Origin of the sequence: Burkholderia seminalis DSM 23518 (assembly GCF_902832885.1) — a bacterium.
Classification (GTDB): Bacteria; Pseudomonadota; Gammaproteobacteria; order Burkholderiales; family Burkholderiaceae; genus Burkholderia; species Burkholderia seminalis.
Window position 1 is genome coordinate 18,356 of the sequence record NZ_CADFDK010000018.1, and the last position, 24,613, is coordinate 42,968.

General features: G+C 67.9%; 26 protein-coding genes, 1 other RNA gene and 1 riboswitch. Of the genes, 16 read left to right on the top strand and 11 right to left on the bottom strand.

Annotated elements, in window-relative coordinates:
* Nucleotides 1-2: 2 nt before the first annotated feature.
* Nucleotides 3-944 (bottom strand): CysB family HTH-type transcriptional regulator, encoded by a 942-nt coding sequence (locus HWX00_RS32720; RefSeq protein ID WP_034186287.1) that lies wholly within the window; start codon nt 942-944, stop codon nt 3-5.
* 214 nt (nt 945-1,158) lie between these two features.
* Between HWX00_RS32720 and HWX00_RS32725 the strand changes: the two genes are divergently transcribed.
* From HWX00_RS32725 to cobA, 6 genes are all read left to right on the top strand, one after another.
* On the top strand, nt 1,159-2,838 hold the full coding sequence (locus tag HWX00_RS32725; RefSeq protein ID WP_034186286.1) for a nitrite/sulfite reductase: 1,680 nt from the start codon (nt 1,159-1,161) through the stop codon (nt 2,836-2,838).
* Nucleotides 2,839-2,863: 25 nt separating this feature from the next.
* Nucleotides 2,864-3,415, top strand: a complete 552-nt coding sequence (locus HWX00_RS32730; protein WP_175027670.1) for a DUF934 domain-containing protein — start codon at nt 2,864-2,866, stop codon at nt 3,413-3,415.
* The gene (locus HWX00_RS32735; protein ID WP_034186284.1) at nt 3,412-4,155 is read left to right on the top strand and encodes a phosphoadenylyl-sulfate reductase; all 744 of its coding nucleotides are present in this window, start codon (nt 3,412-3,414) and stop codon (nt 4,153-4,155) included. The genes HWX00_RS32730 and HWX00_RS32735 overlap by 4 nt, the downstream gene beginning before the upstream one ends.
* A 75-nt stretch (nt 4,156-4,230) precedes the next feature.
* Nucleotides 4,231-5,193: a sulfate adenylyltransferase subunit CysD gene (gene cysD / locus HWX00_RS32740; protein ID WP_034186283.1), complete on the top strand. Its 963-nt coding sequence runs from the start codon at nt 4,231-4,233 to the stop codon at nt 5,191-5,193.
* Between the two features lie 22 nt (nt 5,194-5,215).
* Nucleotides 5,216-6,532 carry a sulfate adenylyltransferase subunit 1 gene (locus HWX00_RS32745; protein WP_034186282.1) on the top strand — a complete coding sequence of 439 codons (1,317 nt, stop codon included), beginning with the start codon at nt 5,216-5,218 and terminating at the stop codon, nt 6,530-6,532.
* Between the two features lie 86 nt (nt 6,533-6,618).
* Nucleotides 6,619-7,368, top strand: coding sequence for a uroporphyrinogen-III C-methyltransferase (cobA, locus tag HWX00_RS32750; RefSeq protein ID WP_175027671.1), 750 nt, complete (start codon nt 6,619-6,621; stop codon nt 7,366-7,368).
* Nucleotides 7,369-7,490: 122 nt separating this feature from the next.
* Here cobA and HWX00_RS32755 read toward each other — a convergent pair whose 3' ends face one another.
* From HWX00_RS32755 to lptF, 3 genes are read right to left on the bottom strand one after another with little or no spacing between them, the layout of a single operon-like run.
* Nucleotides 7,491-7,874, bottom strand: coding sequence for a sirohydrochlorin chelatase (locus tag HWX00_RS32755; RefSeq protein WP_059560410.1), 384 nt, complete (start codon nt 7,872-7,874; stop codon nt 7,491-7,493).
* Nucleotides 7,875-7,901: 27 nt separating this feature from the next.
* A complete protein-coding gene (gene lptG, locus HWX00_RS32760; RefSeq protein ID WP_034186280.1) occupies nt 7,902-9,050 on the bottom strand; it encodes an LPS export ABC transporter permease LptG in 1,149 nt (382 codons plus the stop codon).
* 3 nt (nt 9,051-9,053) lie between these two features.
* A complete protein-coding gene (gene lptF, locus HWX00_RS32765; RefSeq protein WP_034186279.1) occupies nt 9,054-10,145 on the bottom strand; it encodes an LPS export ABC transporter permease LptF in 1,092 nt (363 codons plus the stop codon).
* Nucleotides 10,146-10,267: 122 nt separating this feature from the next.
* Here lptF and HWX00_RS32770 point away from each other — a divergent pair, with 122 nt between their 5' ends.
* From HWX00_RS32770 to HWX00_RS32780, 3 genes are read left to right on the top strand one after another with little or no spacing between them, the layout of a single operon-like run.
* A complete protein-coding gene (locus HWX00_RS32770) occupies nt 10,268-11,779 on the top strand; it encodes a leucyl aminopeptidase (RefSeq protein WP_034186278.1) in 1,512 nt (503 codons plus the stop codon).
* 34 nt (nt 11,780-11,813) lie between these two features.
* Entirely contained in the window at nt 11,814-12,230 is a 417-nt protein-coding gene (locus HWX00_RS32775; protein WP_021160787.1) for a DNA polymerase III subunit chi, read from the top strand.
* A 25-nt stretch (nt 12,231-12,255) separates the two neighbouring features.
* Nucleotides 12,256-12,963 (top strand): DUF2486 family protein, encoded by a 708-nt coding sequence (locus tag HWX00_RS32780; RefSeq protein ID WP_175027672.1) that lies wholly within the window; start codon nt 12,256-12,258, stop codon nt 12,961-12,963.
* Between the two features lie 143 nt (nt 12,964-13,106).
* Here HWX00_RS32780 and HWX00_RS32785 read toward each other — a convergent pair whose 3' ends face one another.
* Together HWX00_RS32785 and ilvD are read right to left on the bottom strand one after the other, a co-directional pair.
* Complete coding sequence (locus HWX00_RS32785; protein ID WP_034186276.1) at nt 13,107-13,433, bottom strand: c-type cytochrome; 327 nt, start codon at nt 13,431-13,433, stop codon at nt 13,107-13,109.
* Nucleotides 13,434-13,559: 126 nt separating this feature from the next.
* Nucleotides 13,560-15,233, bottom strand: coding sequence for a dihydroxy-acid dehydratase (ilvD, locus tag HWX00_RS32790; protein WP_175027673.1), 1,674 nt, complete (start codon nt 15,231-15,233; stop codon nt 13,560-13,562).
* A 134-nt stretch (nt 15,234-15,367) separates the two neighbouring features.
* On the opposite strand from ilvD, the gene HWX00_RS32795 reads away from it, so the two are divergent.
* Together HWX00_RS32795 and lgt are read left to right on the top strand one after the other, a co-directional pair.
* Nucleotides 15,368-16,282, top strand: coding sequence for a LysR family transcriptional regulator (locus HWX00_RS32795; RefSeq protein WP_175027674.1), 915 nt, complete (start codon nt 15,368-15,370; stop codon nt 16,280-16,282).
* Between the two features lie 98 nt (nt 16,283-16,380).
* Nucleotides 16,381-17,271, top strand: a complete 891-nt coding sequence (gene lgt, locus HWX00_RS32800) for a prolipoprotein diacylglyceryl transferase (RefSeq protein ID WP_034186273.1) — start codon at nt 16,381-16,383, stop codon at nt 17,269-17,271.
* A 108-nt stretch (nt 17,272-17,379) separates the two neighbouring features.
* Here the strand turns inward: lgt and HWX00_RS32805 are convergent, their stop codons facing one another.
* From HWX00_RS32805 to HWX00_RS32825, 5 genes are all read right to left on the bottom strand, one after another.
* Nucleotides 17,380-18,120 (bottom strand): SIMPL domain-containing protein, encoded by a 741-nt coding sequence (locus HWX00_RS32805; RefSeq protein ID WP_034186272.1) that lies wholly within the window; start codon nt 18,118-18,120, stop codon nt 17,380-17,382.
* A gap of 181 nt (nt 18,121-18,301) precedes the next feature.
* Entirely contained in the window at nt 18,302-18,763 is a 462-nt protein-coding gene (locus tag HWX00_RS32810) for an EVE domain-containing protein (RefSeq protein ID WP_034178770.1), read from the bottom strand.
* Nucleotides 18,764-18,833: 70 nt separating this feature from the next.
* A non-coding RNA gene (gene ssrS / locus HWX00_RS32815) (6S RNA) lies at nt 18,834-19,015 on the bottom strand.
* An 81-nt stretch (nt 19,016-19,096) separates the two neighbouring features.
* Nucleotides 19,097-19,411 (bottom strand): cell division protein ZapA, encoded by a 315-nt coding sequence (locus tag HWX00_RS32820; RefSeq protein ID WP_011352906.1) that lies wholly within the window; start codon nt 19,409-19,411, stop codon nt 19,097-19,099.
* A complete protein-coding gene (locus HWX00_RS32825; RefSeq protein ID WP_034186271.1) occupies nt 19,408-19,758 on the bottom strand; it encodes an ATPase in 351 nt (116 codons plus the stop codon). The genes HWX00_RS32820 and HWX00_RS32825 overlap by 4 nt, the downstream gene beginning before the upstream one ends.
* Nucleotides 19,759-19,912: 154 nt before the next feature.
* A riboswitch (cobalamin riboswitch) is annotated at nt 19,913-20,164 on the top strand.
* A 99-nt stretch (nt 20,165-20,263) separates the two neighbouring features.
* On the opposite strand from HWX00_RS32825, the gene HWX00_RS32830 reads away from it, so the two are divergent.
* The 5 genes from HWX00_RS32830 to cobC all read left to right on the top strand — a co-directional run bounded on the left by HWX00_RS32830 (nt 20,264) and on the right by cobC (nt 24,586).
* Nucleotides 20,264-21,322: a FecCD family ABC transporter permease gene (locus HWX00_RS32830; RefSeq protein WP_175027675.1), complete on the top strand. Its 1,059-nt coding sequence runs from the start codon at nt 20,264-20,266 to the stop codon at nt 21,320-21,322.
* On the top strand, nt 21,319-22,134 hold the full coding sequence (locus tag HWX00_RS32835) for an ABC transporter ATP-binding protein (protein ID WP_069705615.1): 816 nt from the start codon (nt 21,319-21,321) through the stop codon (nt 22,132-22,134). Before HWX00_RS32830 ends, HWX00_RS32835 begins: the two co-directional genes overlap by 4 nt.
* 61 nt (nt 22,135-22,195) lie before the next feature.
* Nucleotides 22,196-23,251, top strand: coding sequence for a nicotinate-nucleotide--dimethylbenzimidazole phosphoribosyltransferase (gene cobT, locus HWX00_RS32840; protein WP_069705614.1), 1,056 nt, complete (start codon nt 22,196-22,198; stop codon nt 23,249-23,251).
* Nucleotides 23,241-24,017: an adenosylcobinamide-GDP ribazoletransferase gene (locus HWX00_RS32845; RefSeq protein ID WP_034186268.1), complete on the top strand. Its 777-nt coding sequence runs from the start codon at nt 23,241-23,243 to the stop codon at nt 24,015-24,017. Before cobT ends, HWX00_RS32845 begins: the two co-directional genes overlap by 11 nt.
* A complete protein-coding gene (gene cobC / locus HWX00_RS32850; RefSeq protein ID WP_069705613.1) occupies nt 24,002-24,586 on the top strand; it encodes an alpha-ribazole phosphatase in 585 nt (194 codons plus the stop codon). The genes HWX00_RS32845 and cobC overlap by 16 nt, the downstream gene beginning before the upstream one ends.
* The last annotated feature ends 27 nt before the right edge of the window (nt 24,587-24,613 follow it).

Below are 24,613 nucleotides of genomic sequence, written 5' to 3' on the forward strand. Positions count from 1 at the left end.
GGTCAAAGCTCGTACGATTCGGATTCGCCCTTGAGTGCCTGCTCGATCAGCTTGCGGTTCAGGGTCGGCGACAGCAGTTCGACGAGCGTATACACATAGCTGCGCAGGTAGGCGCCCTGCTTGAGCGCGACACGCGTCACGTTGCTGCCGAACAGGTGGCCGACCGGAATCAGCCGCAGGTTGCGGTCGCGCTCCGGGTTGAACGCGATGTCGGCCATGATGCCGACGCCGAGGCCGAGTTCGACGTAGGTCTTGATCACGTCGGCGTCGATCGCCTCCAGCACGATGTCCGGCGACAGCCCGCGCAACGCGAACGCGTGATTGATCTTCTTGCGGCCCGCGAACGCGTCGTCATAGGTGATCAGCGGGTACTGCGCGAGATCGTCGAGCGTCGGCGGCTTGCGTTCGAGCAGCGGATGGTCGGCCGGCACGACGGCCGCATGGTGCCACTGGAAGCAGGGCAGCGACACGAGCTCCTTGTAGTCGGAGATCGCCTCGGTCGCGATCGCGAGATCGGCCTGGTCGTGGATCACCATCTCGGCCACCTGCGTCGGGCTGCCTTGCAGGATCGACAGGTGCACCTTCGGGAAGCGTTTCTTGAATTCGGCGATCGCGGCCGGCAGCGAGTAGCGGGCCTGCGTGTGGGTCGCGGCGATGGTCAGGTTGCCCTGGTCCTGTGCGGCATAATCCTTCCCGACCCTTTTAAGGCTTTCAACCTCCTGGAGGATCCGCTCGACCGACGCGAGGATGATCCTGCCCGGCTCGGTGAGCGAGCGCACGCGCTTGCCATGCCGCGTGAAGATCTCCACGCCGAGCTCGTCCTCGAGCTCGATGATCGCCTTGGATACCCCCGGTTGGGACGTGTAGAGCGCCTTCGCGGCCTCGGTGAGGTTGAAATTCTGCCGGACGGCCTCGCGCACGAAGCGAAATTGGTGCAGGTTCATTTATAACCCTTCCGCATATCAACAGAATTTTTTAGTCGTTTGAAATATAAGGCGAGTTTATTACGATTCACCCGAGTTTTTCAAATATGGATATCTGTTTTCGTCATTAGCAATCCACCCGGTAGCGGATGGGGGCGATGACGGCGGAACGGAGATTCGGGCGCGACGTGGCTAGGACGTCGCGCGGTCACCACGAAAACCCTGGGGTCCCCGAATGTATCAGTACGACCAATACGACCAGACGATCGTCGACGAGCGTGTCGCGCAGTACCGCGATCAGGTGCGCCGCCGGCTGTCGGGCGAGTTGAGCGAGGAAGAATTCCGTCCGCTGCGCCTGCAGAACGGCCTGTACATGCAGCGTCACGCGTACATGCACCGCATCGCGATTCCGTACGGCAACCTGCGCAGCGACCAGCTCCGGATGCTGGCGCGCATCGCCCGCGAACACGACCGCGGCTACGGTCACTTCTCGACCCGCTCGAACATCCAGTTCAACTGGATCGAGCTGGAAGACACGCCCGAGATCCTCGCGAAGCTCGCGTCGGTGCAGATGCACGGCATCCAGACGTCGGGCAACTGCATCCGCAACATCACGGCCGACCAGTTCGCCGGCGTCGCGCAGGACGAGGAGATCGATCCGCGCCCGTGGGCCGAGATCCTGCGCCAGTGGTCGACGTTCCATCCCGAATTCGCGTGGCTGCCGCGCAAGTTCAAGATCGCGGTGTCGGGCTCGAAGGACGACCGCGCGGCCGTGCAGATCCACGACCTCGGCGTGTACCTGAAGAAGAACGCGCAGGGCGAGGTGGTCGCGAGCATCCTCGCGGGCGGCGGCCTCGGCCGTACGCCGATCATCGGCGCGGTGATCAAGGAAGATCTGCCGTGGCAGCACCTGCTGACCTACTGCGAAGCCGTGCTGCGCGTATACAACCGTTACGGCCGGCGCGACAACCTGTACAAGGCGCGCATCAAGATCCTCGTGAAGGCGCTGTCGCCCGCGAAGTTCGCGCAACAGGTCGAGGAAGAGTGGCAGCACCTGAAGGACGGCCCGTCGACGCTCACGCAGGCCGAGCTCGACCGCGTGTCGCAGTATTTCGCGCCGCCCGTCTACGAGAAGCTGGCCGACACCGACGCATCGTTCGAGCAGCACCTGCTCGAGAACAAGGCGTTCGCGCGCTGGGTCGAGCGTAACGTCGCGCCGCACAAGGTGGCCGGTTATGCGGCCGTCACGCTGTCGCTGAAGGATCACCGCGTGGCGCCGGGAGACGCGACCGACGCGCAGATGGAACTGGTGGCCGACTGGGCCGACGCTTACTCGTTCGGCGAGCTGCGCGTGTCGCACGAGCAGAACCTGATTCTCGCGAACGTGAAGAAGCGCGACCTGTTCGCGTTGTGGGAAAAGGCGAAGGCGGCCGGTTTCGCGACGCCGAACATCGGCCTCCTGACCGACGTCATCGCGTGCCCGGGCGGCGATTTCTGCTCGCTCGCGAACGCGAAGTCGATCCCGATCGCGCTGGCGATCCAGCAGCGTTTCGACGATCTCGACTATGTGCACGACCTCGGCGACCTGTCGCTGAACATTTCCGGTTGCATGAACTCGTGCGGCCACCACCACGTCGGCAACATCGGCATCCTCGGCGTCGACAAGGACGGCGCCGAGTGGTACCAGGTGTCGCTCGGCGGCGAGCAGGGCACGGGCCGGAACGGCGCGCGCCTCGGCCGCGTGATCGGGCCGTCGTTCTCGGCGGAAGAAGTGCCGGGCGTCATCGCGAAGCTGATCGACACGTTCGTCGAGGCGCGCATCGACGGCGAGCGCTTCGTCGACACGTACGACCGCATCGGCCTCGCGCCGTTCAAGGAGCGCGTGTATGCGGCGCGCCAGGCAGTGAACGCGTAACCCACCGGCTACAAGGAATTTGCAGATGGCTTCGATTATCAAGAACCGCGCAGTGATCGACGACGCATGGCAGGTCGTGCGCGCGGCGGAAGACGGTGCGCTGCCCGCGGTCGACGCATTGCCGGCCGGCAAGGTGCTGGTGCCGTTCGCGTTGTGGCAGGCCGAGCGCGCGGCGCTCGTCGCCGCGAAGACGAAGGACGAACTCGGCGTGTGGCTCGCGCCGGACAGCGAGCCGGCCGATCTCGCGGCGGATTTCGGCGCGATTTCGCTGATCGCCGTCGATTTCCCGCGCTTCGCGGACGGCCGCGGTTACAGCATCGCGCGCCTGTTGCGCGAGCGTCACGGCTGGACGGGCGAGCTGCGCGCGATTGGCGACGTGCTGCGCGACCAGCTGCTGTACCTGTCGCGTTGCGGTTTCGACGCATTCGCGGTGCGCGCCGACAAGGACATCCACGACGCGCTGAACGCGTTCGCGGAATTCACGCAGCGTTACCAGGGCGCGTTCGACGAGCCGGCGCCGCTGTTCCGCCGCCGCGCGGCCGACGTAGCGACGCCCGACGCGAAGGTGAGCGCATGAGCACCGCCACCGCGCTGACGCCGGAACTCGCCGCGAAGGTCGAGCGCCTCGACGCGCTGCTCGCGCGGATCGGCGCCCGTCACGACAAGGTGAAGTTCGCGAGCAGCCTTGCGGCGGAAGACATGCTGCTCACGCACGCGATCCTGTCGAAGGGCGTGTCGATCGGCATCTTCTCGCTGAATACGGGCCGCCTGCACGCGGAAACGCTCGGCATGATCGACCGCGTGCGCGAGCGCTACGGCTACGAGATCGAGCAGTTCCACCCGCGCCAGGACGCGGTCGACCAGTATGTCGCGGAGCACGGCCTGAACGCGTTCTACGAGAGCGTCGAGCTGCGCAAGTCGTGCTGCCACATCCGCAAGGTCGAGCCGCTGAACCGCGCGCTGGCCGACGTCGGCGCGTGGGTCACCGGCCAGCGCCGCGAGCAGTCGGTCACGCGGGCCGAGCTGCACGAGGAAGAACAGGACGAAGCGCGCGGGATCGCGAAGTACAACCCGCTGGCCGACTGGACGGAAGCCGACGTATGGGCGTACCTCGACGCGTTTGACGTGCCGGTCAACCCGCTGCATGCTCGCGGCTACCCGAGCATCGGCTGCGAGCCGTGCACGCGGGCGATCCGTCCCGGCGAGGACAGCCGGGCGGGCCGCTGGTGGTGGGAATCGCGCGATACGAAGGAATGCGGCCTGCACATCTCGATCACGCCGATTCCCGCGGCGGCCGATGCTGGCGCCGCGCACTGAACGCCTACAAGAAACTGACTATTGCGCCGCCCGCGACAGCGGGCGGCACGAACCCAGAAGAGAAGGACTGAAATCATGAGCACGACGCTCGAGCAATCCGCCTTTGCCCCGGCCTCCGGCGCGGACAGCCGCATGGGCCACCTCGACTGGCTCGAAGCCGAGTCGATCCACATCCTGCGCGAGCTGGTTGCCGAGTGCAGCAAGCCGGCGCTGCTGTTCTCGGGCGGCAAGGATTCGGTCGTCGTGCTGCATCTGGCCCTGAAAGCGTTCGGCCTCGGCGCGAACCGCAAGACGACGCTGCCGTTCCCGCTCGTGCACATCGACACGGGCCACAACTACGAGGAAGTGATCGACTTCCGCGACCGCCGCGCGCAGGAACTGGGCGCCGAGCTCGTCGTCGGGCACGTCGAGGATTCGATCAAGCGCGGTACGGTCGTGCTGCGCCGCGAGACCGATTCGCGCAACGCCGCGCAGGCCGTCACGCTGCTCGAGACGATCGAGGCGCACGGCTACACCGCGCTGATCGGCGGCGCGCGCCGCGACGAAGAGAAGGCGCGTGCGAAGGAACGCATCTTCTCGTTCCGCGACGAATTCGGCCAGTGGGATCCGAAGGCGCAGCGCCCGGAACTGTGGAGCCTGTACAACGCCCGCCTGCACAAGGGCGAGCACCTGCGCGTGTTCCCGATCTCGAACTGGACCGAGCTCGACGTGTGGCAGTACATCGCGCGCGAGAACCTCGAACTGCCGTCGATCTACTACGCGCATCAGCGCGAGATCGTGCGCCGCAACGGGCTGCTCGTGCCCGTAACGCCGCTCACGCCGATGCGTGAAGGCGAGTCGAGCGAGTTCGCGCAGGTGCGCTTCCGCACGGTCGGCGACATCAGCTGCACGTGCCCGGTCGAGAGCGATGCGGACGACGTCGAGAAGATCATCGCCGAGACGGCAGTGACCGAGATCACCGAGCGCGGCGCGACCCGGATGGACGACCAGGCCTCCGAAGCCGCGATGGAACAGCGCAAGAAGCAAGGTTATTTCTGAAGCACACGAGGACATTCACATCATGAGCATCATCGAGAACACCGAAGACCTCGGCGTGCTGCGCTTCATCACCGCAGGCAGCGTCGACGACGGCAAGAGCACGCTGATCGGCCGCCTGCTGTACGACAGCAAGGCCGTGCTGTCCGACCAGCTGTCCGCGCTGTCGCGTGCGAAGAACAAGCGCACCGTCGGCGACGAGCTCGACCTCGCGCTGCTGACCGACGGGCTGGAAGCCGAGCGCGAGCAGGGCATCACGATCGACGTCGCGTACCGCTATTTCGCGACCGCGAAGCGCAAGTTCATCATCGCCGACACGCCGGGCCACGAGCAGTACACGCGCAACATGGTGACCGGCGCGTCGACCGCGCACGCGGCGATCATCCTGATCGACGCGACGCGCGTGACGATCGAGAACGGCGTCGCGGAACTGCTGCCGCAGACCAAGCGCCACAGCGCGATCGTCAAGCTGCTGGGGCTGCAGCACGTGATCGTCGCGATCAACAAGATGGACCTCGTCGACCACAGCGAGGCGCGCTTCAACGAGATCCGCGATGCGTACGTCGCGCTCGCGAAGCAGCTCGGCCTGACCGACGTGCGCTTCGTGCCGGTGTCGGCGCTGAAGGGCGACAACATCGTCGGCGCGAGCGAGCGCATGCCGTGGTACGCGGGCGAGCCGCTCCTCGACGTGCTCGAGTCGCTGCCGGTCGAGACGCAGGCGCATGACGCGCTGCGCTTCCCGGTGCAGTGGGTCGCGCGCCAGGACGGCAGCTCGGCCGACGACTTCCGCGGCTACATGGGCCGGATCGAGTCGGGCGAAGTGAAGGTGGGCGACGAGATCGTCGTGCTGCCGTCGAACCGCACGGCAACGATCGCCGAGATCGTCGCGCCGGTGCCGGGCGGCACCGCGTCGGTCGCGCACGCGTTCGCGGGCCAGACGGTGACGATCCGCCTCGAGGAAGATGTCGACGTGTCGCGCGGCGACATGTTCGTCACGACCGCCGAGCCGGTCGAGCCGGCGAAGAAGCTCGAGGCCGACCTGTGCTGGTTCGACGAAGCGCCGCTGTCGCCGCAGCGCAAGTACCTGCTGAAGCAGACCACGAGCACGGTGTTCGCGAAGATCGGCGCGGTCAAGCAGGTGCTCGACGTGCATACGCTGTCGCACGCGACCGACCGTCAGGACCTGAAGATGAACGACATCGGCCGCGTCGCGCTGACGCTGCAGAAGCCGATCGTCTGCGACACGTACGATGCGCACCCGGGCACCGGCGCGTTCGTGCTGATCGACGAGGCGACGCACCACACGGTCGCCGCCGGCATGATCCGGGCGTTCTCGGCGTAATCGTCAATCTGCGCGGCGAACCGCGCCGCCGCACGGCGGCGCGGGCCGCCCGCAAACGTCCGCAAGGACGAAGCGAAGCGACTAACATGGGCAAGGTGTATCTGATCGGAGCAGGGCCGGGCGCGGCCGACCTCATCACGGTGCGCGGCATGCGGCTGCTCGAGCAAGCCGACGTCGTGCTGCACGACGCGCTCGTCGAGCCGGCGATGCTCGGCTACGCGCCGAACGCGCGAAAGATCGCGGTCGGCAAGCGCTGCGGGCAGCGCTCGACCGCGCAGCATTTCATCAACAAGCAGATCGTCGATGCGGCGCGCGAACACGCGTGCGTCGTGCGGCTGAAGGGCGGCGATCCGATGCTGTTCGGCCGCGCCGAAGAGGAAATGCGTGCGCTCGAGGCGGCCGGCATCGACTACGAGGTCGTGCCGGGCATCACCGCGGCGCTGGCCGGCGCCGCGACGCTGAAGCGATCGCTGACGTTGCGCGGTGTGTCGCGCAGCGTCGCGTTCGCGACGCACAGTCGCGCGCCGGGCAGCGACGAGATTCGCGAAGCCGCGCGCGCCGATTCGATCGTCTACTACATGGGCCGCGACAGCGCGCCCGGCATCGCGCAGGAGCTGATCGACGCCGGCCGGGCGCCGGCGACACCCGTCGCGATCGTTGAGGCGTGCAGCACCGTGCGCGAGCGCTCGCTAACGCTGACGCTCGCGCAGATGGCGGCGGGCGACGCGCAGGCGTGGCTCGATCCCGCCGAACCGAGCCTGCTGATGATCGGCGATGCATTCGCCGAGCGCGTGCGGCTCGCAAAAGACGGCGACGCGTTGCGCAGTGCCGCTTGAGTCGAGCGCGCGGCGCGGCCAAGCGAGGTAGCGATTGCTGCCGGATTGCCGCCGGTTCGCGGGCGTAAAAAAAGCGCCGGCTTTCGAAGCCGGCGCTTTTTTGTTTGGGGCGGCGGATTCGCTCAGGCGTCGTCGCCGAGCTGGCCGAGACAGTAGCGTGCGATCGCGTCGAGCACGCCGTCGTCTTCGCCGACGGCCGTCGCGCAGCGGATCTCGACCGCCGGATGCGCGGTGCGGCAGGCATCGACGAGCTGCGGCAGGTCGCGGCGGACATGGCCGCCCTGGCCGAAGAACACGGGCACCACGGTGATGCGCGTGCAGCCGGCGGCGACTTGCGCGGCAACGGCGTCGGCGAGCGACGGCGTCATCAGCTCGAGGAACGCGAGCGACACGCGCGGGGCAGCGGAGCCTGCGCCGCGCAGCCGCGCGGCGAGCCGCTCGAACGGCTCGGCCCAGCGCGGATCGCGGGCGCCGTGGCCGAACAGGACGATGCCGTGCGAACTCATGTCGATGCCTCCGTCGTCATGCGGCACTCAGTGCCGGTCGACCCACTTGAGCGCGAACAGGCCGAGCGCGAGATAGATCAGACCCGGGGTCGCCGCGGTGAGCGGCGCGGGCCACGTGTTCAGCGTGCCGATGTGCGAGAACAGCGTGTTGAGCAGCTGGAAGCTCATGCCGAGCATGATGCCGCCGAACACCTTCACGCCGACCACACCCGCGCGCGTGTGCAGGTACGCGAACGGCAGCGACAGCACGAGCATCACGAACACCGCGAACGGATACAGCAGCTTGCGCCACAGCGCGATGTCGTAGCGCTGGGTGTCCTGCTGATTCTCGCGCAAGTGCTGGATGTAGCGGAACAGGTTGATGAGCGACATGCGCTCCGGCGACACGAGAAGCACCGACAGGATCTGCGGCGTCAGGTCCGAGCGCAGCCGGTATTCGGGCAGCGACACCTGCTGCGACCGGTACACGGGGTTCAGCGCGTCGGCCGGCTGGCCGCTGACCGGCTTGATCGGCGTGAGCTCCGTCTCGGTGACGCCCTTCAGCAGCCAGTGGCCGGGCGGCTCGTAGCGGCCCGTCTGCGCGATCCGGACGTTCTGCAGCTGGAACTTCGAGTCGAATTCGTAGATGCGCACGTTGCTGATCGTCGAGTCGGGCGACAGGCTGCCGACGTTGACGAAGCGCGTGACCTGCTCGCCGTTTTCGCGGGCCGCGAGCGTGTCCTTCACCCACACGCCCGACTGGAAGTTCGACGACACCGATGCGCCGAGCGCCTGCAGCCGCACGCGTTCGGACAGCTGGTCGGCGTACGGGCCGACGAATTCGCCGATCAGGTAGGTGACGATCACGAGCGGCACGCCGATTTTCAGCAGCGAGCGCAGCGCCTGGTTGGTCGCGAGGCCCGACACGCGGAAGATCGTGAATTCCGAGTTCGCGGCCATCTGCGCGAACACGTAGATCGCGCTGATCAGCGCGGCGACCGGGATGATCTCGTAGAAGCGCGACGGCGTCTGCAGCGCGACGCGCAGCACCGCGTAGCCGAACTTGTAGTTCCCGTGCCCGACCGAGTTCAGTTCGCTGATCAGGTCGAAGAAGAAGAACAGGCCCGAGAACGCGAACAGGATGAAGATGAACGTGACGTAGATCTGTCGCGCGAAGTACTTTTCATAGAGCCGCATCGATCATGCTCCCGAGCGGCCGAACAGCGCGCGTGTCAATAACGGACGATTGCGCACGCGCAACCAGAAGATGAACGCGACGATCGCCGCGACGACCAGGTGCAGGCCGACGAGGCCCACGCCGAACGACATCTTGCCCTGCTCGATCTGCGCCTGCACGACGTTCAGCAGGTTCGAGTACGTGAGGTAGATCAGCACGGCCATCACGAGGTTGATCGTGCGGCTGCGGCGCGGGTTCTGGTACGACAGCGGAATGCCGAGCACCATCAGGTTGATCGCGATCAGCGGCAGCCCCGCGCGCCACGCGAATTCCGCGAGGTTGTCGCGCGTCGGGTTGCGCAGCAGGTCGGGCGTCGGCGTGCTGTTGGTGGTCGGCACGTTGGTGACCGGGGTGCTGGTGATCTTCACGCCGTAGCGCTCGAACTCCATGATCTTGAAGTTCGGCTGGCCGGGCGTGCCGTCGTAGCGGCGGCCGTCTTCCAGGACGACGAAACGGCTGCCGTCGCGCGTCTCCGTATGACCCGTCTGCGACACGACCACGTTGACCTTGCCGTTCTCGGTCGACGTGACGAACACGTTCTGCACCTTGCTCTGGTCGGGCGTCATCTTCTCGATGAAGAACACGCGGTGGTTCGCGGCCGACTCGCGGAACTGGCCCGGCGCGAGCAGCGAGATCTCGTCGCGCTGCTGGAAGCGTGCCTTGATCATCTTGCTCTGCTGGTTCGACCACGGCCAGCCGACGAACGCGAAGAAGGCGATCAGCAGGACGATCGGCGTGGCGAACACGCCGATCGGCTTGATGAGGCGCGTGAGGCTCACGCCCGACGCGAGCCACACCACCATTTCGGAGTCCCGGTACCACCGGGTCAGCACGAACAGGATCGACACGAACAGCGTGACGACGAGCATCACGGCGAGATAGCCGATCACGGTCAGGCCGATCAGCACGAGCACGTCCCGCGGATCGATTTCACCGGACGCGGCGTAGCCGACGATGCGGATCATCATCGTCGTGAGCATGATCGTGAGCAGCACCATGAACACGGCGCCAGCCGTATACGCAAGCTCGCGCTGGAGGGAGCGTTCGAAGATCATTCTTGATGAGAAGAGGGCGGGAGGCGGCGCACGCGTGGTGGAGCGCTCGCGCCGCCACGGGAAAAATAGCGGATAATTGCGGCTTTCATCCTTAGCCCAGATTTTATCCGAGGACAAGCGCGATGGACTTTAGCATAAAAGGCTGTGATTGGAGCAAAGGCGAGGCCAAGGGGTTCCTGACCGGGAAGTCCGACTGCATCGTGCTCGGCATCTTCGAGGCGCAGACGCTTTCGGGCGCGGCGCTCGACATCGACACGGCCACCAAGGGGCTGATTTCGCGCATGGTGAAGGCCGGCGACATGGACGGCAAGCGCGGCAAGACGCTGTTCCTGCACGAAGTGTCGGGCATCGGCGCGTCGCGCGTGCTGCTCGTCGGCCTCGGCAAACAGGATGCTTTCAATCAGAAAGCCTATAACGACGCGGTGACGGCCGCGTGGCGCGCGCTGCTGGCGACCAAGGTTGTCCAGGTCACGTTCTCGCTCGCGCAACTGCCGGTCGACGAGCGCAGCTCCGACTGGGGCGTGCGTGCGGCGATTCTCGCGCTGCGCAACGAGACCTACCGCTTCACGCAGATGAAGAGCAAGCCGGAACCGGCGTCGCACACGCTCAAGCGCGTCGTGTTCAGCGTCGACCCGGCCGACGAGAAGGCCGCGAAGGTCGCGGTCAAGCAGGCCGTCGCGCTCGCGAACGGGATGGATCTGACCCGCGACCTCGGCAACCTGCCCGGCAACGTCTGCACGCCGACCTACCTCGGCAACACCGCGAAGAAGATCGCGAAGGATTGGGGCCTGAAGGCCGAAGTCCTCGGGCTCAAGCAGATCCAGGCGCTGAAGATGGGCTCGTTCCTGTCGGTCGCGCGTGCGTCGGTCGAGCCGCCCCAGTTCATCGTGCTGCACTACCAGGGCGCCGCCGCGAAGGCCGCGCCGGTCGTGCTGGTCGGCAAGGGCATCACGTTCGACACGGGCGGCATCTCGCTGAAGCCGGGCGAGGGCATGGACGAGATGAAGTACGACATGTGCGGCGCCGGTTCCGTGCTCGGCACGATGCGCGCGGTCGCCGAGATGGGGCTGAAGATCAACGTCGTCGCGATCGTGCCGACCTGCGAGAACATGCCGGGCGGCAACGCGACGAAGCCGGGCGACATCGTCACCAGCATGAAGGGCCTGACGATCGAAGTGCTGAACACCGACGCCGAAGGCCGCCTGATCCTGTGCGATGCGCTCACGTATGCCGAGCGCTTCAAGCCGGCGGCGGTGATCGACGTCGCGACGCTGACGGGCGCGTGCGTGATCGCGCTGGGCGGCCACAACAGCGGCCTGTTCTCGACCGACGACGCGCTCGCGGGCGAACTGCTCGACGCGTCGCGCGAGGCGAACGATCCGGCGTGGCGCATGCCGCTCGACGACGAGTACCAGGACCAGCTGAAGTCGAACTTCGCGGATCTCGCGAACATCGGCGGCCGTCCGGCCGGCGCGGTGACGGCCGCGTGTTTCCTGTCGCGCTTCACCGACAGCTACCCGTGGGCCCACCTCGACATCGCGGGCACCGCGTGGAAGGGCGGCGCGGCAAAGGGGGCGACGGGCCGTCCGGTGCCGTTGCTCGCGCAGTTCCTGATCGACCGCGCCGGCCAGTGATGGCGGTGCAGACGACGATGCGGGTACGCGGGCAATGACGCGGATCGATTTCCACTCGAACGTCGGCGATTCGCTCGCGTACGCGTGCCGGCTGCTGCGCAAGGCCTACCAGGCCGGGCAGCCGGTCGTCGTGCTCGCCGAGCCCGCGCGCCTGCGCGCGCTCGACGAGCGGCTCTGGACGTTCTCGCCGCTCGATTTCATCCCGCATTGCGGCGTCGACAGCGAGCACGCAGCCGGCACGCCGATCGTGCTGGCGGCCGATCTCGACCGCGCGCCGCATCACCACGTGCTGCTGAACCTCGGCGCGGCCGTGCCCGCGCAGTTCGCCCGCTTCGAGCGTCTGCTCGAAGTGGTCGGCAATGCGCCGGACGAGCTGGCCGCGGGCCGCGACCGCTACCGGTTCTACCGCGACCGCGGATACGCGCTGAACAACTACAAGCAGGGCAGCTAGCCGAAACCGTCGACGGAGTGTTGCCGTGACACAAGCCGATTCAACCTCGATCCCGATGCTGACCGACGTGCTGGTGCCGGGCAAGCCGGTGCGGGCGCGCGCGTCCGCGCCCGGCGCGCCGCAGCCGCACGAGCGCACGGCGATTCCGGTGCTCACCGACGTGATCGCACCGGGCGATGCCATGAAAACCGGGGCCGACCCCGAAGCCGTCGTGGTCGAGCCGGTGCCGACGCCGCACGTGCCGGCGATCGCGTTGCCGGGCGACGTGGCAACGGCCGAGGCGGCCGCGATGGGCGAAACCGATGCGCCGGCCGAAACCGGCGCCACGGAGCATGTGGTCGCCGAAGACACGGCGGCGATGAATGCACCGCTGCGGTCGTCGCTGGCCGACGACACCGTGCCGCGGCACGCGCTCGCCGCGATGGCGCATGAAGCGGCCGGGCCGGCGCCTGAAACGGCGATGTCGGATGCCGCCGCGGCAGCAGGGCTGACGCCGGAGGATGCGCAGCACATCGCCGAGCGCCTGCGCAATCGGCTGACGAACTATCTGACCGGAGCGGGCCGCGACGCGATCGAGGAACGCTGTCGCGACGCGCTGCATGAGCATTCGGCCTGGCTCGTCGGGCAGGTCACGCGCGAGGTGGCGCTCGCGCTGGAGACCGAGGTCATGGACTGGGTCCGCGACGCGGTCGATGAAGAGATCGCACGCCGCCGCGCCGGCCATTCCGGCTGAACGCGCGGTCGCTCCGCGGCGGGAAAGAGGGCGCGGTCCCGGCAAGTGCCGGTAAGGTGGCCGTCAAGGCACCGGCCGGCCGGTGCAGGGCCGCCTGACGGCAACGCGCGGCACAACGGCGACCGGTGTCCGGGGCATCCGGATCAGCGCACCGACAGCACCCATTGCGCGAGCGTATGGGCTTCGGTATTCGTCAGTTGCGTATTGGCGGGCATCGGCACGCTGCCCCATACGCCGACGCTGCCTTTCACGATCGATTGGGCCAGGTAGTCGACGGCGTCGCCGCGTGCCGCGTACTTGCCGGCGATATCGTGGAACGACGGGCCCATCAGCGGCTTGCTCACCGCGTGGCAGGCCATGCAGTTCTTGCGCTGCGCCAGCGCGAGCCCGTCGGCCTGGTCGGCACGCGCGGCGGCCGCGCCGCCGGCCAGCAGCGTCACGAGCAGCGCGCGCAATATCGTCTGTTTCATGCGGTTCTCCGCCGGCGGGGACAGCCGGCTTCATGGTCCGCGCATTATAGAAGCAAAGGGAAGGCGCGTTTTGCGCGTTCCCCGGCGGCCGTGCCTGTTGGGGCCGCATGCCGCGACGCGCTCACGTCACCCCGTAACGGCCCCCTGGTTCGCCGGCCGGGCGAGCGCCGCGAATTTCGCGAGCACGCCGCGCGTATAGCGGGGCGCCGGCTGGCGCCACGCGGCGCGGCGGCGTGCGAGCTCCGCGTCGTCCACATTCAGCTGCAGCAGCAGCCGGTGCGCGTCGATCGTGATCGAGTCGCCTTCCTGCACGAGCGCGATCGTGCCGCCGACGAACGCCTCCGGCGCGACGTGGCCGACCACCATGCCCCAGGTGCCGCCCGAGAAGCGGCCGTCCGTGATGAAGCCGACCGATTCGCCGAGCCCCTTGCCGATGATCGCGGAGGTCGGCGCGAGCATTTCCGGCATGCCGGGGCCGCCCTGCGGGCCGAGATAGCGCAGCACGAGGATGTCGCCCGCGCGGATCCGGTCGCCGAGGATCGCATCCATCGCGCTCTGTTCGTCGTCGAACACGCGGGCCGGGCCGGTGATCACCGGGTTCTTCAGGCCGGTGATCTTCGCGACCGCGCCGTCTTCCGCGAGATTGCCCTTCAGGATCGCCAGATGGCCTTCCTGGTACAGCGCGCGGTCGATCGGGAAGATCACGTCCTGGTCGGCGCGCGGCACGCTCGGCACGTCCTTCAGTTCGTCGGCGATCGTGCGGCCGGTGATCGTCATGCAGTCGCCGTGCAGCAGCCCCGCGTCGAGCAGGATCTTCAGCACCTGCGGAATCCCGCCGGCGCGGTGCAGGTCGGTCGCCACATACTTCCCTGACGGCTTCAGGTCGCAGATCACGGGCACGCGCTTGCGGATGCGCTCGAAATCGTCGATCGTCCAGTCGACCTCGGCCGCGTGCGCGATCGCGAGATAGTGCAGCACCGCATTGGTCGAGCCGCCCGTGGCCATGATCACCGACACGGCGTTCTCGATCGCTTCCTTCGTGATGATGTCGCGCGGCTTCAGGTCGCGCTTCACGGCCTCGACGAGCACCCGCGCCGAGTCGGCGGACGAATCGACCTTCTCCTGGTCGGGGTTCGCCATCGTCGACGAATACAGCAGCGACATGCCGAGCGCCTCGAACGACGAGCTCATCGTGTTCGCGGTGTACATGCCGCCGCACGAGCCCGACGTCGGGCACGCGTTCTTCTCGACCCCTTCGAAGTCCTCCTGCGACATCCGGCCCGCGGTGAATTCGCCGACGGCCTCGAACGACGACACGATCGTCAGGTCGCGGCCCTTCCAGTTGCCCGGGCGGATCGTGCCGCCGTACACGTAGATGCCCGGCACGTTCAGGCGCGCGAGCGCGATCATGCCGCCCGGCATGTTCTTGTCGCAGCCGCCGACCACCACCACGCCGTCCATCCATTGGCCCTGCACGCAGGTCTCGATGCAGTCGGCGATCACCTCGCGCGACACGAGCGAGTACTTCATCCCCTCGGTGCCCATCGACATGCCGTCCGAAATCGTCGGCGTGCCGAAGATCTGCGGATTCGCGCCGGACGCCTTCACGGCCTCGACGGCCGCGTCCGACAGGCGCTGCAGGCCGGAATTGCATGGCGTGATCGTCGAATGGCCGTTCGCGATGCCGATCATCGGCTTGTCGAAATCGTCCTTCTGGTAGCCGAGGGCGTAATACATCGAGCGGTTCGGCGAACGGGCCACGCCTTGCGTGATGTGCTTCGAGCGACGGTTGTACGACATGGGGGGCTCCATCGTTGTGTGGGCGTCGCTCGTGAGGGCGCGCCGGTTTGGGTCAATCAAGAATGGAGTTTCCGGATTGTGATGTCCAATATATTATTTGTCGCCTATTAAGTCTTTTTTCGAATGAGTCAAGCATGGCCGATCCGACACCCGACTTGCGCCAGTGGCGTTATTTCGCGACCGTGGCCGACGAACGCCATTTCGGCCGCGCGGCCGAGCGCCTGTCGATGACGCAGCCGCCGCTGTCGCAGGCGATCCGCGCGCTCGAGGACGCGCTGGGCGTCGCGTTGTTCGTGCGCACCAAGCGTTCGGTGGCGCTGACGGCGGTCGGCGCGGCGCTGTTGCCCGACGTGCGCCGGCTGCTGGCATCGGCCGATGCGCTGCCGCCGCTCGCGCGGCGGCTCGCGCGCGGCGAGGCCGGCTCGCTGTCGCTCGCGTTCGTGTCGACCGCGGATTACGGGCTGCTGCCGTCGCTGCTGCGCGCGTTCGGCGCACGCTATCCGCAGGTGCGCCTGCAGCTCGCGGAGGCGACGAGCGACGTGCAGATCGATGAACTCGTCGCCGGGCGCATCGACGCGGGGCTCGTCATTCCACCGGTGCCGCCGCGCCACGCAGCCGGCTTGTCGTACCTGCCCGTGGTGCGCGAGCCGCTGGTGGTCGCGATGCCCGCCGCGGCATCCGATGCGGCCGAAGACGTGCCCGTGCACCTCGCCGAAGTGGCCACGCTGCCGCTCGTGATCTTTCCGCGCCGTTTGGCGCCCGGCTTTTATGACATCATTACGGGCTGCTACGGCGCGGCGGGGGAAACCCCGCGCATCGGCCAGGAGGCGATCCAGATGCAGACGATCGTCAGCCTCGTGTCGGCCGGCATGGGCGTCGCACTGGTGCCGCAATCGCTGCGTAACCTGCGGCGCACCGGTGTGGTCTACCGGCCGCTTGCCGGGCACGCGCCGGTCGTCGAGACCGGCCTCGTGTGGCGCACGGGCGACGTGAGTCCCGTGCTGGCCGGCTTCATCGACGTCGTGCGCGCGCACGGCCCCGCCGCGTGACGTGAACGATGGCGCGCCGGTGCCGTCCAATGCGCGGTGCCGCGTAGTGCTGCGCAGCGCGACTGCCGTACCGCATTCGAAAACTTCTTCGCTAACCCATGATCATTCACCCGAATTTCGACCCCGTTGCGATCCATCTCGGGCCGCTGGCCGTGCGCTGGTATGGCCTCATGTATCTCGTCGGCTTCATCGCGGCGATCGTCGTCGGCCGGATCCGCCTGAAGCTGCCGCATGTCGCCGCGCAGGGCTGGACCGCGAAGGACATCGACGACATGATGTTCTACGGCGTGCTCGGCACCGTGCTCGGCGGCCGGCTCGGTTATGTGTTGTTCTACAAGGCCGATTTCTATTTCTCGCATCCGCTCGACGTGTTCAAGGTGTGGGAGGGCGGCATGTCGTTTCACGGCGGCTTCCTCGGCGTCACGCTCGCGATGATGCTGTTCGCGTGGCAGCGCAAGCGCCCGTGGCTGCAGGTCACCGACTTCGTCGCGCCGATGGTGCCGACGGGGCTCGCGGCCGGGCGCCTCGGCAACTTCATCAACGGCGAGCTGTGGGGCCGCGTGACCGACCCCGCCGCACCGTGGGCGATGCTGTTCCCGGGCGCGATGCGCGACGACGCGGCCTGGCTGCCGAAGCATCCGGCGCTCGTCGAGCAGTGGCATCTCGCCGACGTGTTCATGCAATACCAGATGCTGCCGCGCCATCCTTCGCAGCTCTATGAAATCGCGCTCGAAGGCATCGCGCTGTTCTTCGCGTTGTTCTTCTTCGCGCGCAAGCCGCGGCCGATGGGCGCCGTGTCCGCGCTGTTCCTGATCGGCTACGGCCTCGCCCGTTTCACGGTCGAGTTCGCGCGCGAGCCCGACGACTTCCTCGGCCTGCTTGCACTGGGTCTGTCGATGGGGCAGTGGCTGTCGCTGCCGATGATCCTCGCGGGCGTCGCGCTGATGGCCTGGGCGTATCGCCGCCGTGCGGCGAACGCCGCCGCGTAATGTGAAATCGATGCGCGCGCAACCGTCGCGCGCATCGGCAATCTGCAGGCGCATAAAAAACGCCGGCCTTCGGGCCGGCGTTTTTCGTTTCCGACAACGCGTGGCGCGTTACTTCATCTGCACCGAGCCGTTGACGGTGACCGACACGGTCGCCTTGCCGCCTTCGACCGCGATCGGCGCGCTCATCTTCGCGCTGTCCATCGGCGCCGCGGCCATCGCCATCATGCGCGGGTACGGCTGCACGTTGCGGCCGCTGCCGACGTTCACGTCGCGAATCGTGTAGCTGCTGTAGCCGAATGCCTTCGCGGCTTCGTCCGCGCGTGCGCGGAACGACTTGATCGCCTCGGTCGTGAGCTTCTGCTCGGCCGTGCGCTGCGCTTCAGGCGACAGCGAGAACTCGACGTTCGCGACCTGCATCAGGTTCGACAACTGGCCCGCGAGCTTCGACGCCGCGGCGAAATCGCGCGATTCGAGCGCCACCTCGGTACGGCCGCGCCACGCGGAAATCTTGCCGTCGCGATCGGTGCTCGGATACACGGAGAATGCACCCGTGTGTGCGGTGACGCCCGACACGCCCTTTGCCTGCGACAGCGCCGCGTCGGCGCGCTGGTTCAGCTGCGCCGTCAGGCTGCCCGGATCCTTGGCCTGCTGCTCGTAGAACAGCGTGATGTGGATGATGTCCTGCGGCACGTCGGCGCTGGCTTGCGACGACAGCGACAGCACGCCTGCCGGCTCGGGGAAATGCGGGTTGGCGGTTTGCGCGTGCGCGGCCGGCGACGCGAGCGTCAGCGCGACGGGAACGGCGGCGGCGAGGGCGAGCGACAGCGCGAGAGCGGATTTCTTGGTCATTGTTGGACTCCTTGTGCGAGGGCGCGCACGCGGATCACGCGTGCACGACGCGGGCGTACCGCGCGACGAAATGAACGACGGCCGGCCCGATCGGCCGACAGCGGTTGCTTAGGCTGCGCAAAAGTGCCGCGAGTTCCGTGCCGGCCGCGCGTGCTGACCAGATTTGACCTTTGGCGCGCGCCTACTTCATCAGCTTTTCGGTGATGAAGCGCCATTCGGCGCGCGTCACGGGTGTGATCGACAACCGGTTGCCCCGGGCCAGCACGCGCATGTCGGCGAGTTCGTCGTGTTCGCGCAGTGCGGCAAGCGGCACGAGCGGCGACTTCTTCACGTAGCGCACGTCGACGAGCAGCCAGCGCGGCGCTTCCTGCGTCGATTTCGGGTCGTAGTAGGGGCTTTTCGGATCGAACTGCGTGGGATCGGGGTAGGGTGTCGACGACACTTCGGCGAGGCCCGCGATGCCCGGCTCGGGGCAGCTCGAGTGATAGAACAGCACGCCGTCGCCGATCTTCATCGTGTCGCGCATGAAATTGCGCGCCTGATAATTGCGCACGCCGGTCCACGGCAGCGAGCGCTGCGGAGCGTTGGCGAGATCGTCGATGCTTGCTTCGTCCGGTTCGGACTTCATCAGCCAGTATTGCATGGATCGTGATCGACGCAGAAAGGGCTGCTACAAAAGAAAACGGCACCGGGACTCGCCCGATGCCGTTGGATAGGCCCCCGCCTTGGCCGCTAGGCCGGCATCCTGAACCTGGGGTTCAGAATTGGTCGCAGTTAGCAGCACTTCGGGTACATCAGACAGAGTGACGCGCGCGCCCGTGCTACAAATTTCCGCAACCGTGCACATGGCATTGGTTCAAGGAATATATGACCTTGGCGAACCAGGCAGGGAAGCTGACTGAACTGTGATTCGATGCGCCAATTTGACCACCGTTGACCGCCGAGATCAAGGGGAATCGACGCATCGTTTGAAACGTTACTGCGTCTCGTGCTGTGCGAGCACCGCGCCGAGCTGTTCGTTCATCTGGTGCATTGTACGACGGATTTCCTCCGCCGGAAATGCTTCACCGTGCCGCACGCTCGTTTGCAGCCGCAGCAATTCCGATGCGAGCGACAGCGCCGCCATCACCGCAATGCGATCGGTGCCGCGTACCGAACTGTTCGAGCGGATTTTCGACATTTCGGCGTCGACGCGCGCGACGGCCTCGAGCAGTGCCGCTTCGGTCTCGGCCGAACAGGCGAGCCGATAGGCCTGACCGAGAATCGAGACTTCGATCTGCTTGGTGCTCATGCATGTTCTCCGTGGCTGGCCGCGTCATCGCCATCCGGGCGTGCCTGCGCATCCAGCAGGTCGAGCTGGTTGTCGGCTTGCTCCGCGCTTTTCGAGCGCGGCAGCTTTTCGAGAATCGCGTTCAGTTTCACCTGGGCGTCGTCGATCTTTGCCGACAGCGTGTCGCGCTCGGCCGCGAGCGCATTGCGTTCGTCGCGCAGTGCCGCGAGTTCCGCGCGGACCGTGTCCGCTTCCGCGCGCAATTGCGCGACCTGCTCCTCGAGCGCGAGCCGTTCCGCGTGATAGCGCTTGTTCAGCGAAATCAGACGGCCAATATTTTGAGATAAGGTTTCGAGTTCGTTGAGCATTTGCTGCGTCCTCTAAAGACCCAGCATTTTAGCGCGGAATAACGCGCAATCCGACATCTGTAACGTTTCCAGTCGTAACACCCCGGCTTCTTGCCGCGAATCGGTGCTTCCCGTGCGTGTCCGGATGCTTCCTTGACGCTCGCGCGACCGGCTCCTAAACTGGCGCCGCCTCGGTGCTCGCGCGTGGCACGCGCGGTTAAACGGGAAGCAGGGCGTGCGCTCCGGGAGCGTGCCAACCTGCGCTGCCCCCGCAACGGTAAGCGGCCGCGTCCGTCGACGCAGGCCGGCTCGGGCGCGTTTTGCGTGCAGGTGTCGCACGCGGGCGCGGGCCACTGCGCGTGAAACGCGCGGGAAGGCGAGCCGGACCGCCGCCAGCCCGGATACCGGCCGAGACGGGAAGCCCGCACGGGTTTCATGACGCGCGGCCTGCGGGGAGGCGGGGCGCGCAACGCTTCACGGAATGTTCTTCGATGCTGACCCCAATCGTCCGCGCGGCGTCCCCGTCATGTCCGGCGGGCCATCTCGAGCGGATGCGCCGCGCATCATGCGCGCGGCCGTGCACGGCATGAGCGCCGCGCGCGCCGCCGCGATCTGGGCCGCGCTGGCCGCCGCGGTCGCGCTGCTGTTCGTCGCGTCGCTGTCGATCGGCAGCGTGCCGATGTCGCCGTGGCAGGCGCTCGCGTCGCTCGTCCCGCATGGCGGCGACGCGCTGTTCGCCGAGATCGTCCGCACGCTGCGTCTGCCGCGCGCGCTCGCCGGCTTCGCGTGCGGCGCGCTGCTCGCGCTGGCCGGCGCACTGTTGCAGGTGCTGCTGCGCAACCCGCTTGCGGAACCGTACGTGCTCGGCGTGTCCGGCGGCGCGGCCGGCTTCGCGCTCGTCGCGATGATTGCCGGCGGCGCATGGTGGCTCGTCGACGCGTCGGCATTCGCCGGTTCGCTCGTCTCGGTCGCGCTCGTGCTCGGTCTCGCGCGCCGCGCGTTGTGGCGCGGCGATTCGCGCGACGCGTCGCCGCGCCTGCTGCTCACCGGCGTCGTGATCGCGGCCGGGTGGGGCGCGCTCGTCACGCTGTTGCTGTCGCTCGCTCCCGATGCGCGGCTGCGCGGCATCATCTTCTGGCTCACGGGCGACCTGAACGGCGTGACGGCGCCCTGGTTCGCATGGGGGGCGCTGTTGCTGGCCGCATGCGTCGCGCTGCCGGCCGCGCCGCAACTGAACGTGCTGCTGCGCGGCGACGCGACCGCGCAGGCGCTCGGCGTGCCCGTCGCGCGCCTGCGCGTGCGGATCTATCTCGTCGCGTCGCTGGCGGCCGCTGCCGCGGTGACGACGGCCGGCACGATCGGCTTCGTCGGCCTCGTCGTGCCGCATGCGCTGCGGCTCGCGTTCGGCAACGACCAGCGGATGCTGCTGCCGGCCGCGATGCTCGCGGGCGGCGGCGGCGTGATGGCGGCCGACCTGCTCGCGCGCACCGCGATCGCGCCCGCGCAGTTGCCGGTCGGCGTGATGACCGCGTTGATCGGCGTGCCGGTGTTCCTGTGGATGTTGTTGAGGAGGCCGATGCGATGACGGATGCCGCACTGCACGCGGGCGGCGGCGAGCTGCGCTGCATGGCCGTCGACCTGACGCTGAAGGCCGGCGCGCGCACGTTGCTCGACGGGTTCACGCAGGCGTTTCGGCCTGGCGAGATCTGGTGCGTCGCGGGGCCGAACGGCGCCGGCAAGACGACGCTGCTCGCGACGCTCGCGGGGTTGCAGCCGCCGGCCGGCGGACAGGTCGAGATCGACGGCCGGCCGCTGGTCGCGTGGCCGCCCGGGCCCCTCGCGCAGCGTCGCGCGCTGATGCCGCAGCAGCTGCACGACGCGTTCAGCGCGACGGTGCTCGACACGGTGCTGCTTCACCGCTATCCGTATCTCGGCGGCTGGGGCTGGGAGCGCGACGGCGATCGCGCGGCCGCGTACGACGCACTCGCGACGTTCGATCTGACCGCACTCGCGTCGCGCGATGTATTGTCGCTGTCGGGCGGCGAGCGGCAGCGGGTCGCGCTGGCCGCGACGCTGTGCCAGGATGCGCCGCTGATGCTGCTCGACGAACCGCTCGCGCATCTCGACCTGCATCACCAGATCGACTGCCTGACCGCGCTGGGCGCATGGCTCGACCGGGGCCCGCGCACGGTGCTGTTTTCGTGCCACGACCTGAATCTCGCGCGGCGTTTCGCGACGCACGCGTTGCTGCTCGACGGCCGCGGCCGCGCGTCGGCCGGCCCCGTGCACGACGTGCTGACGCCCGAACGCGCGAGCGACGCGTTCGGCTATCCGCTCGTGCTGATCCGCGAGAACGGCCGCGATGCGTTGCTGCCGGCATGGCCTGCGCGACCATGACCTTTCCTTTTCCGATTCCTTCGATGCGCGGCGCGTGCCGCGCCAACGACACGGCTTCCCGATGACGACTTCGACCCCCTTCCCGCCCGCGATCGCGCCGCTCGACGACGCGCTGCGCACGCGCCTGCAGCATGTGATCGACCACAAGACCAAGCCGCCGGGCAGCCTTGGCCAGCTCGAGGCGCTCGCGCTGCAGATCGGCCTGATCCAGCATACCGAGCGACCGGTCGTGCAGCGCCCCGTGACGATCGTGTTCGCCGGCGATCACGGGATCGCCGCCGAGGGTGTCAGCCCTTATCCGCAGGCGGTGACCGCGCAGATGGTCGCGAATTTCCTGGCCGGCGGCGCGGCGATCAACGCGTTCTCGGGCGTCGCGCAGAGCGCGCTCGAGATCGTCGATGCGGGCGTCGCGTCGCCGTTGCCGCTGTCGGACCGGCTGGTGTCGCTGCCGGTCGCGCGCGGCACGCGCAACTTCGCGGCGGAGCCGGCGATGTCGCGCGACGAGGCGATGACGGCGCTCTCCGCCGGCGCGGCGCGCGTGCGCCTGCATGCATCGCTCGGCACGAACGTGATCGGCTTCGGCGAGATGGGGATCGCGAACACGTCGTCGGCCGCGTGCCTGATGAGCCGCCTCCTCGACGTGCCGGTCGACGCATGCGTCGGACGCGGCACGGGCCTCGACGACCAGGGGCTCGCGCACAAGCGCGCGGTGCTCGGCCGCGCGCTCGTCAAGCATTCGCATGCGATCGCGCCGCTCGACGTGCTCGCGACGTTCGGCGGTTTCGAGATCGCGATGATGACGGGCGCGTATCTCGCGGCCGCGAGCGAGCGGATGACGATTCTCGTCGACGGCTTCATCGCGACGGCCGCGCTGCTCGTCGCCGAACGCATCGTGCCCGGCGTGCGCGACTACTGCGTGTTCTCGCATACGTCGCACGAGGCCGGCCACCGGCGCATGCTCGAGCATTTCGGCGCGAAGCCGCTGCTCGCGCTCGACCTGCGGCTCGGCGAAGGCACGGGGGCGGCGCTCGCGCTGCCGCTCGTGCGCGCGGCGGCGGCCTTCCTCAGCGAGATGGCGAGCTTCGAGTCGGCCGGCGTCGACAATCGTGACGCCTGATCGCGTGCGCGGCGTGCGGGCCGAACTGCGCTACTTCTTCGTCGCGCTCGGTTATTTCACGCGCGTGCCGGTGCCGCGTTCGATCGGCTACGCGGCCGGCGATCTCGACCAGGCCGCGCGTTATTTCCCGCTCGTCGGCGCGTGCGTCGGCGCGTGGGGCGCGCTCGTCTATCTCGCCGCGCTGCGGGTGCTGCCCCCGTCGATCGCGGTCGGGCTGTCGATGGCGGCAACCCTGCTTGCGACCGGCGCGTTCCACGAGGACGGCCTCGCCGACAGTTGCGATGCGTTCGGCGGCGGCTATACGCGCGACGACGTGCTGCGCATCATGCACGACTCGCGGATCGGCACGTTCGGCGCGGTCGCGCTCGTGATCACGCTCGGCCTGAAATGGCAGGCGCTTGCGTCGATGCTGCCGCTGCGCGCCGCATGGACGATGATCGCCGCGCATGCGGCGAGCCGCGCGGCGGCCGTGAGCCTGCTGATGACGCTCGACTACGTGCGGCCCGAAGGCAAGGCGAAGCCGGTCGCGCAGCGGATGGGCGGTCGCGCGGCGTGCGTCGCGGCGGTATTCGGATTGCCCTGGCTGTTCTGGCCCGACTGGCGCATGGGCGTTGCCGTGTGCGCGGCGCTCGTGCTCGTGCGCGCATGGGCAGCCCGCTATTTCGTGAAGCGGATCGGCGGTTATACGGGCGACTGTCTCGGCTTCGCGCAGCAACTGTGCGAACTGGCGATCTATCTCGTGGTGCTCGGATGGACGTCGTCCTGATCCGTCATCCGGCCGTCGATATCGAGCCGGGCATCTGCTACGGGCGCAGCGACGTGCCGCTCGCCGCGCCTGCCGACGCCGGCGCGCGGGCCGTGCGTGCGCATCTGTCGGCGCTCGGCGCGCCGTTGCCCCGACAGGTCTGGACGAGCCCGTTGACGCGCTGCGTATCGGTTGCCGAGCGGCTCGCGCAGGTGTTCGACGTGCCGCTGCGGTGCGATGCCGACTGGCAGGAGATGGATTTCGGCGCGTGGGAAATGCAGCGCTGGGACGATATCGATCGCGCGGCGCTCGATGCATGGGCGGCCGACCTGATGCATGCGTGTGCGCACGGCGGCGAAAGTGTCGCGCGGCTCGTCGAACGGGTGGCACGGCGGGCCGATGCGCTTGCGCGGTTCGACGAACCGCAATGGGTCGTCACGCATGCGGGCGTGATCCGCGCGTTCGCGTCTCACGTATTGCGGGTCCCCCTCGAGACGCTGCTGTCGCGGCCGGTGCCGACGGGCGGAGGTGTCTGGCTGCGGGCGGACCACGGCGCGCGAGCATGGGAAGTCATGCACTGGAGCGCATAGGCGCGCAATGCGCCGGCGGCGCGTGAC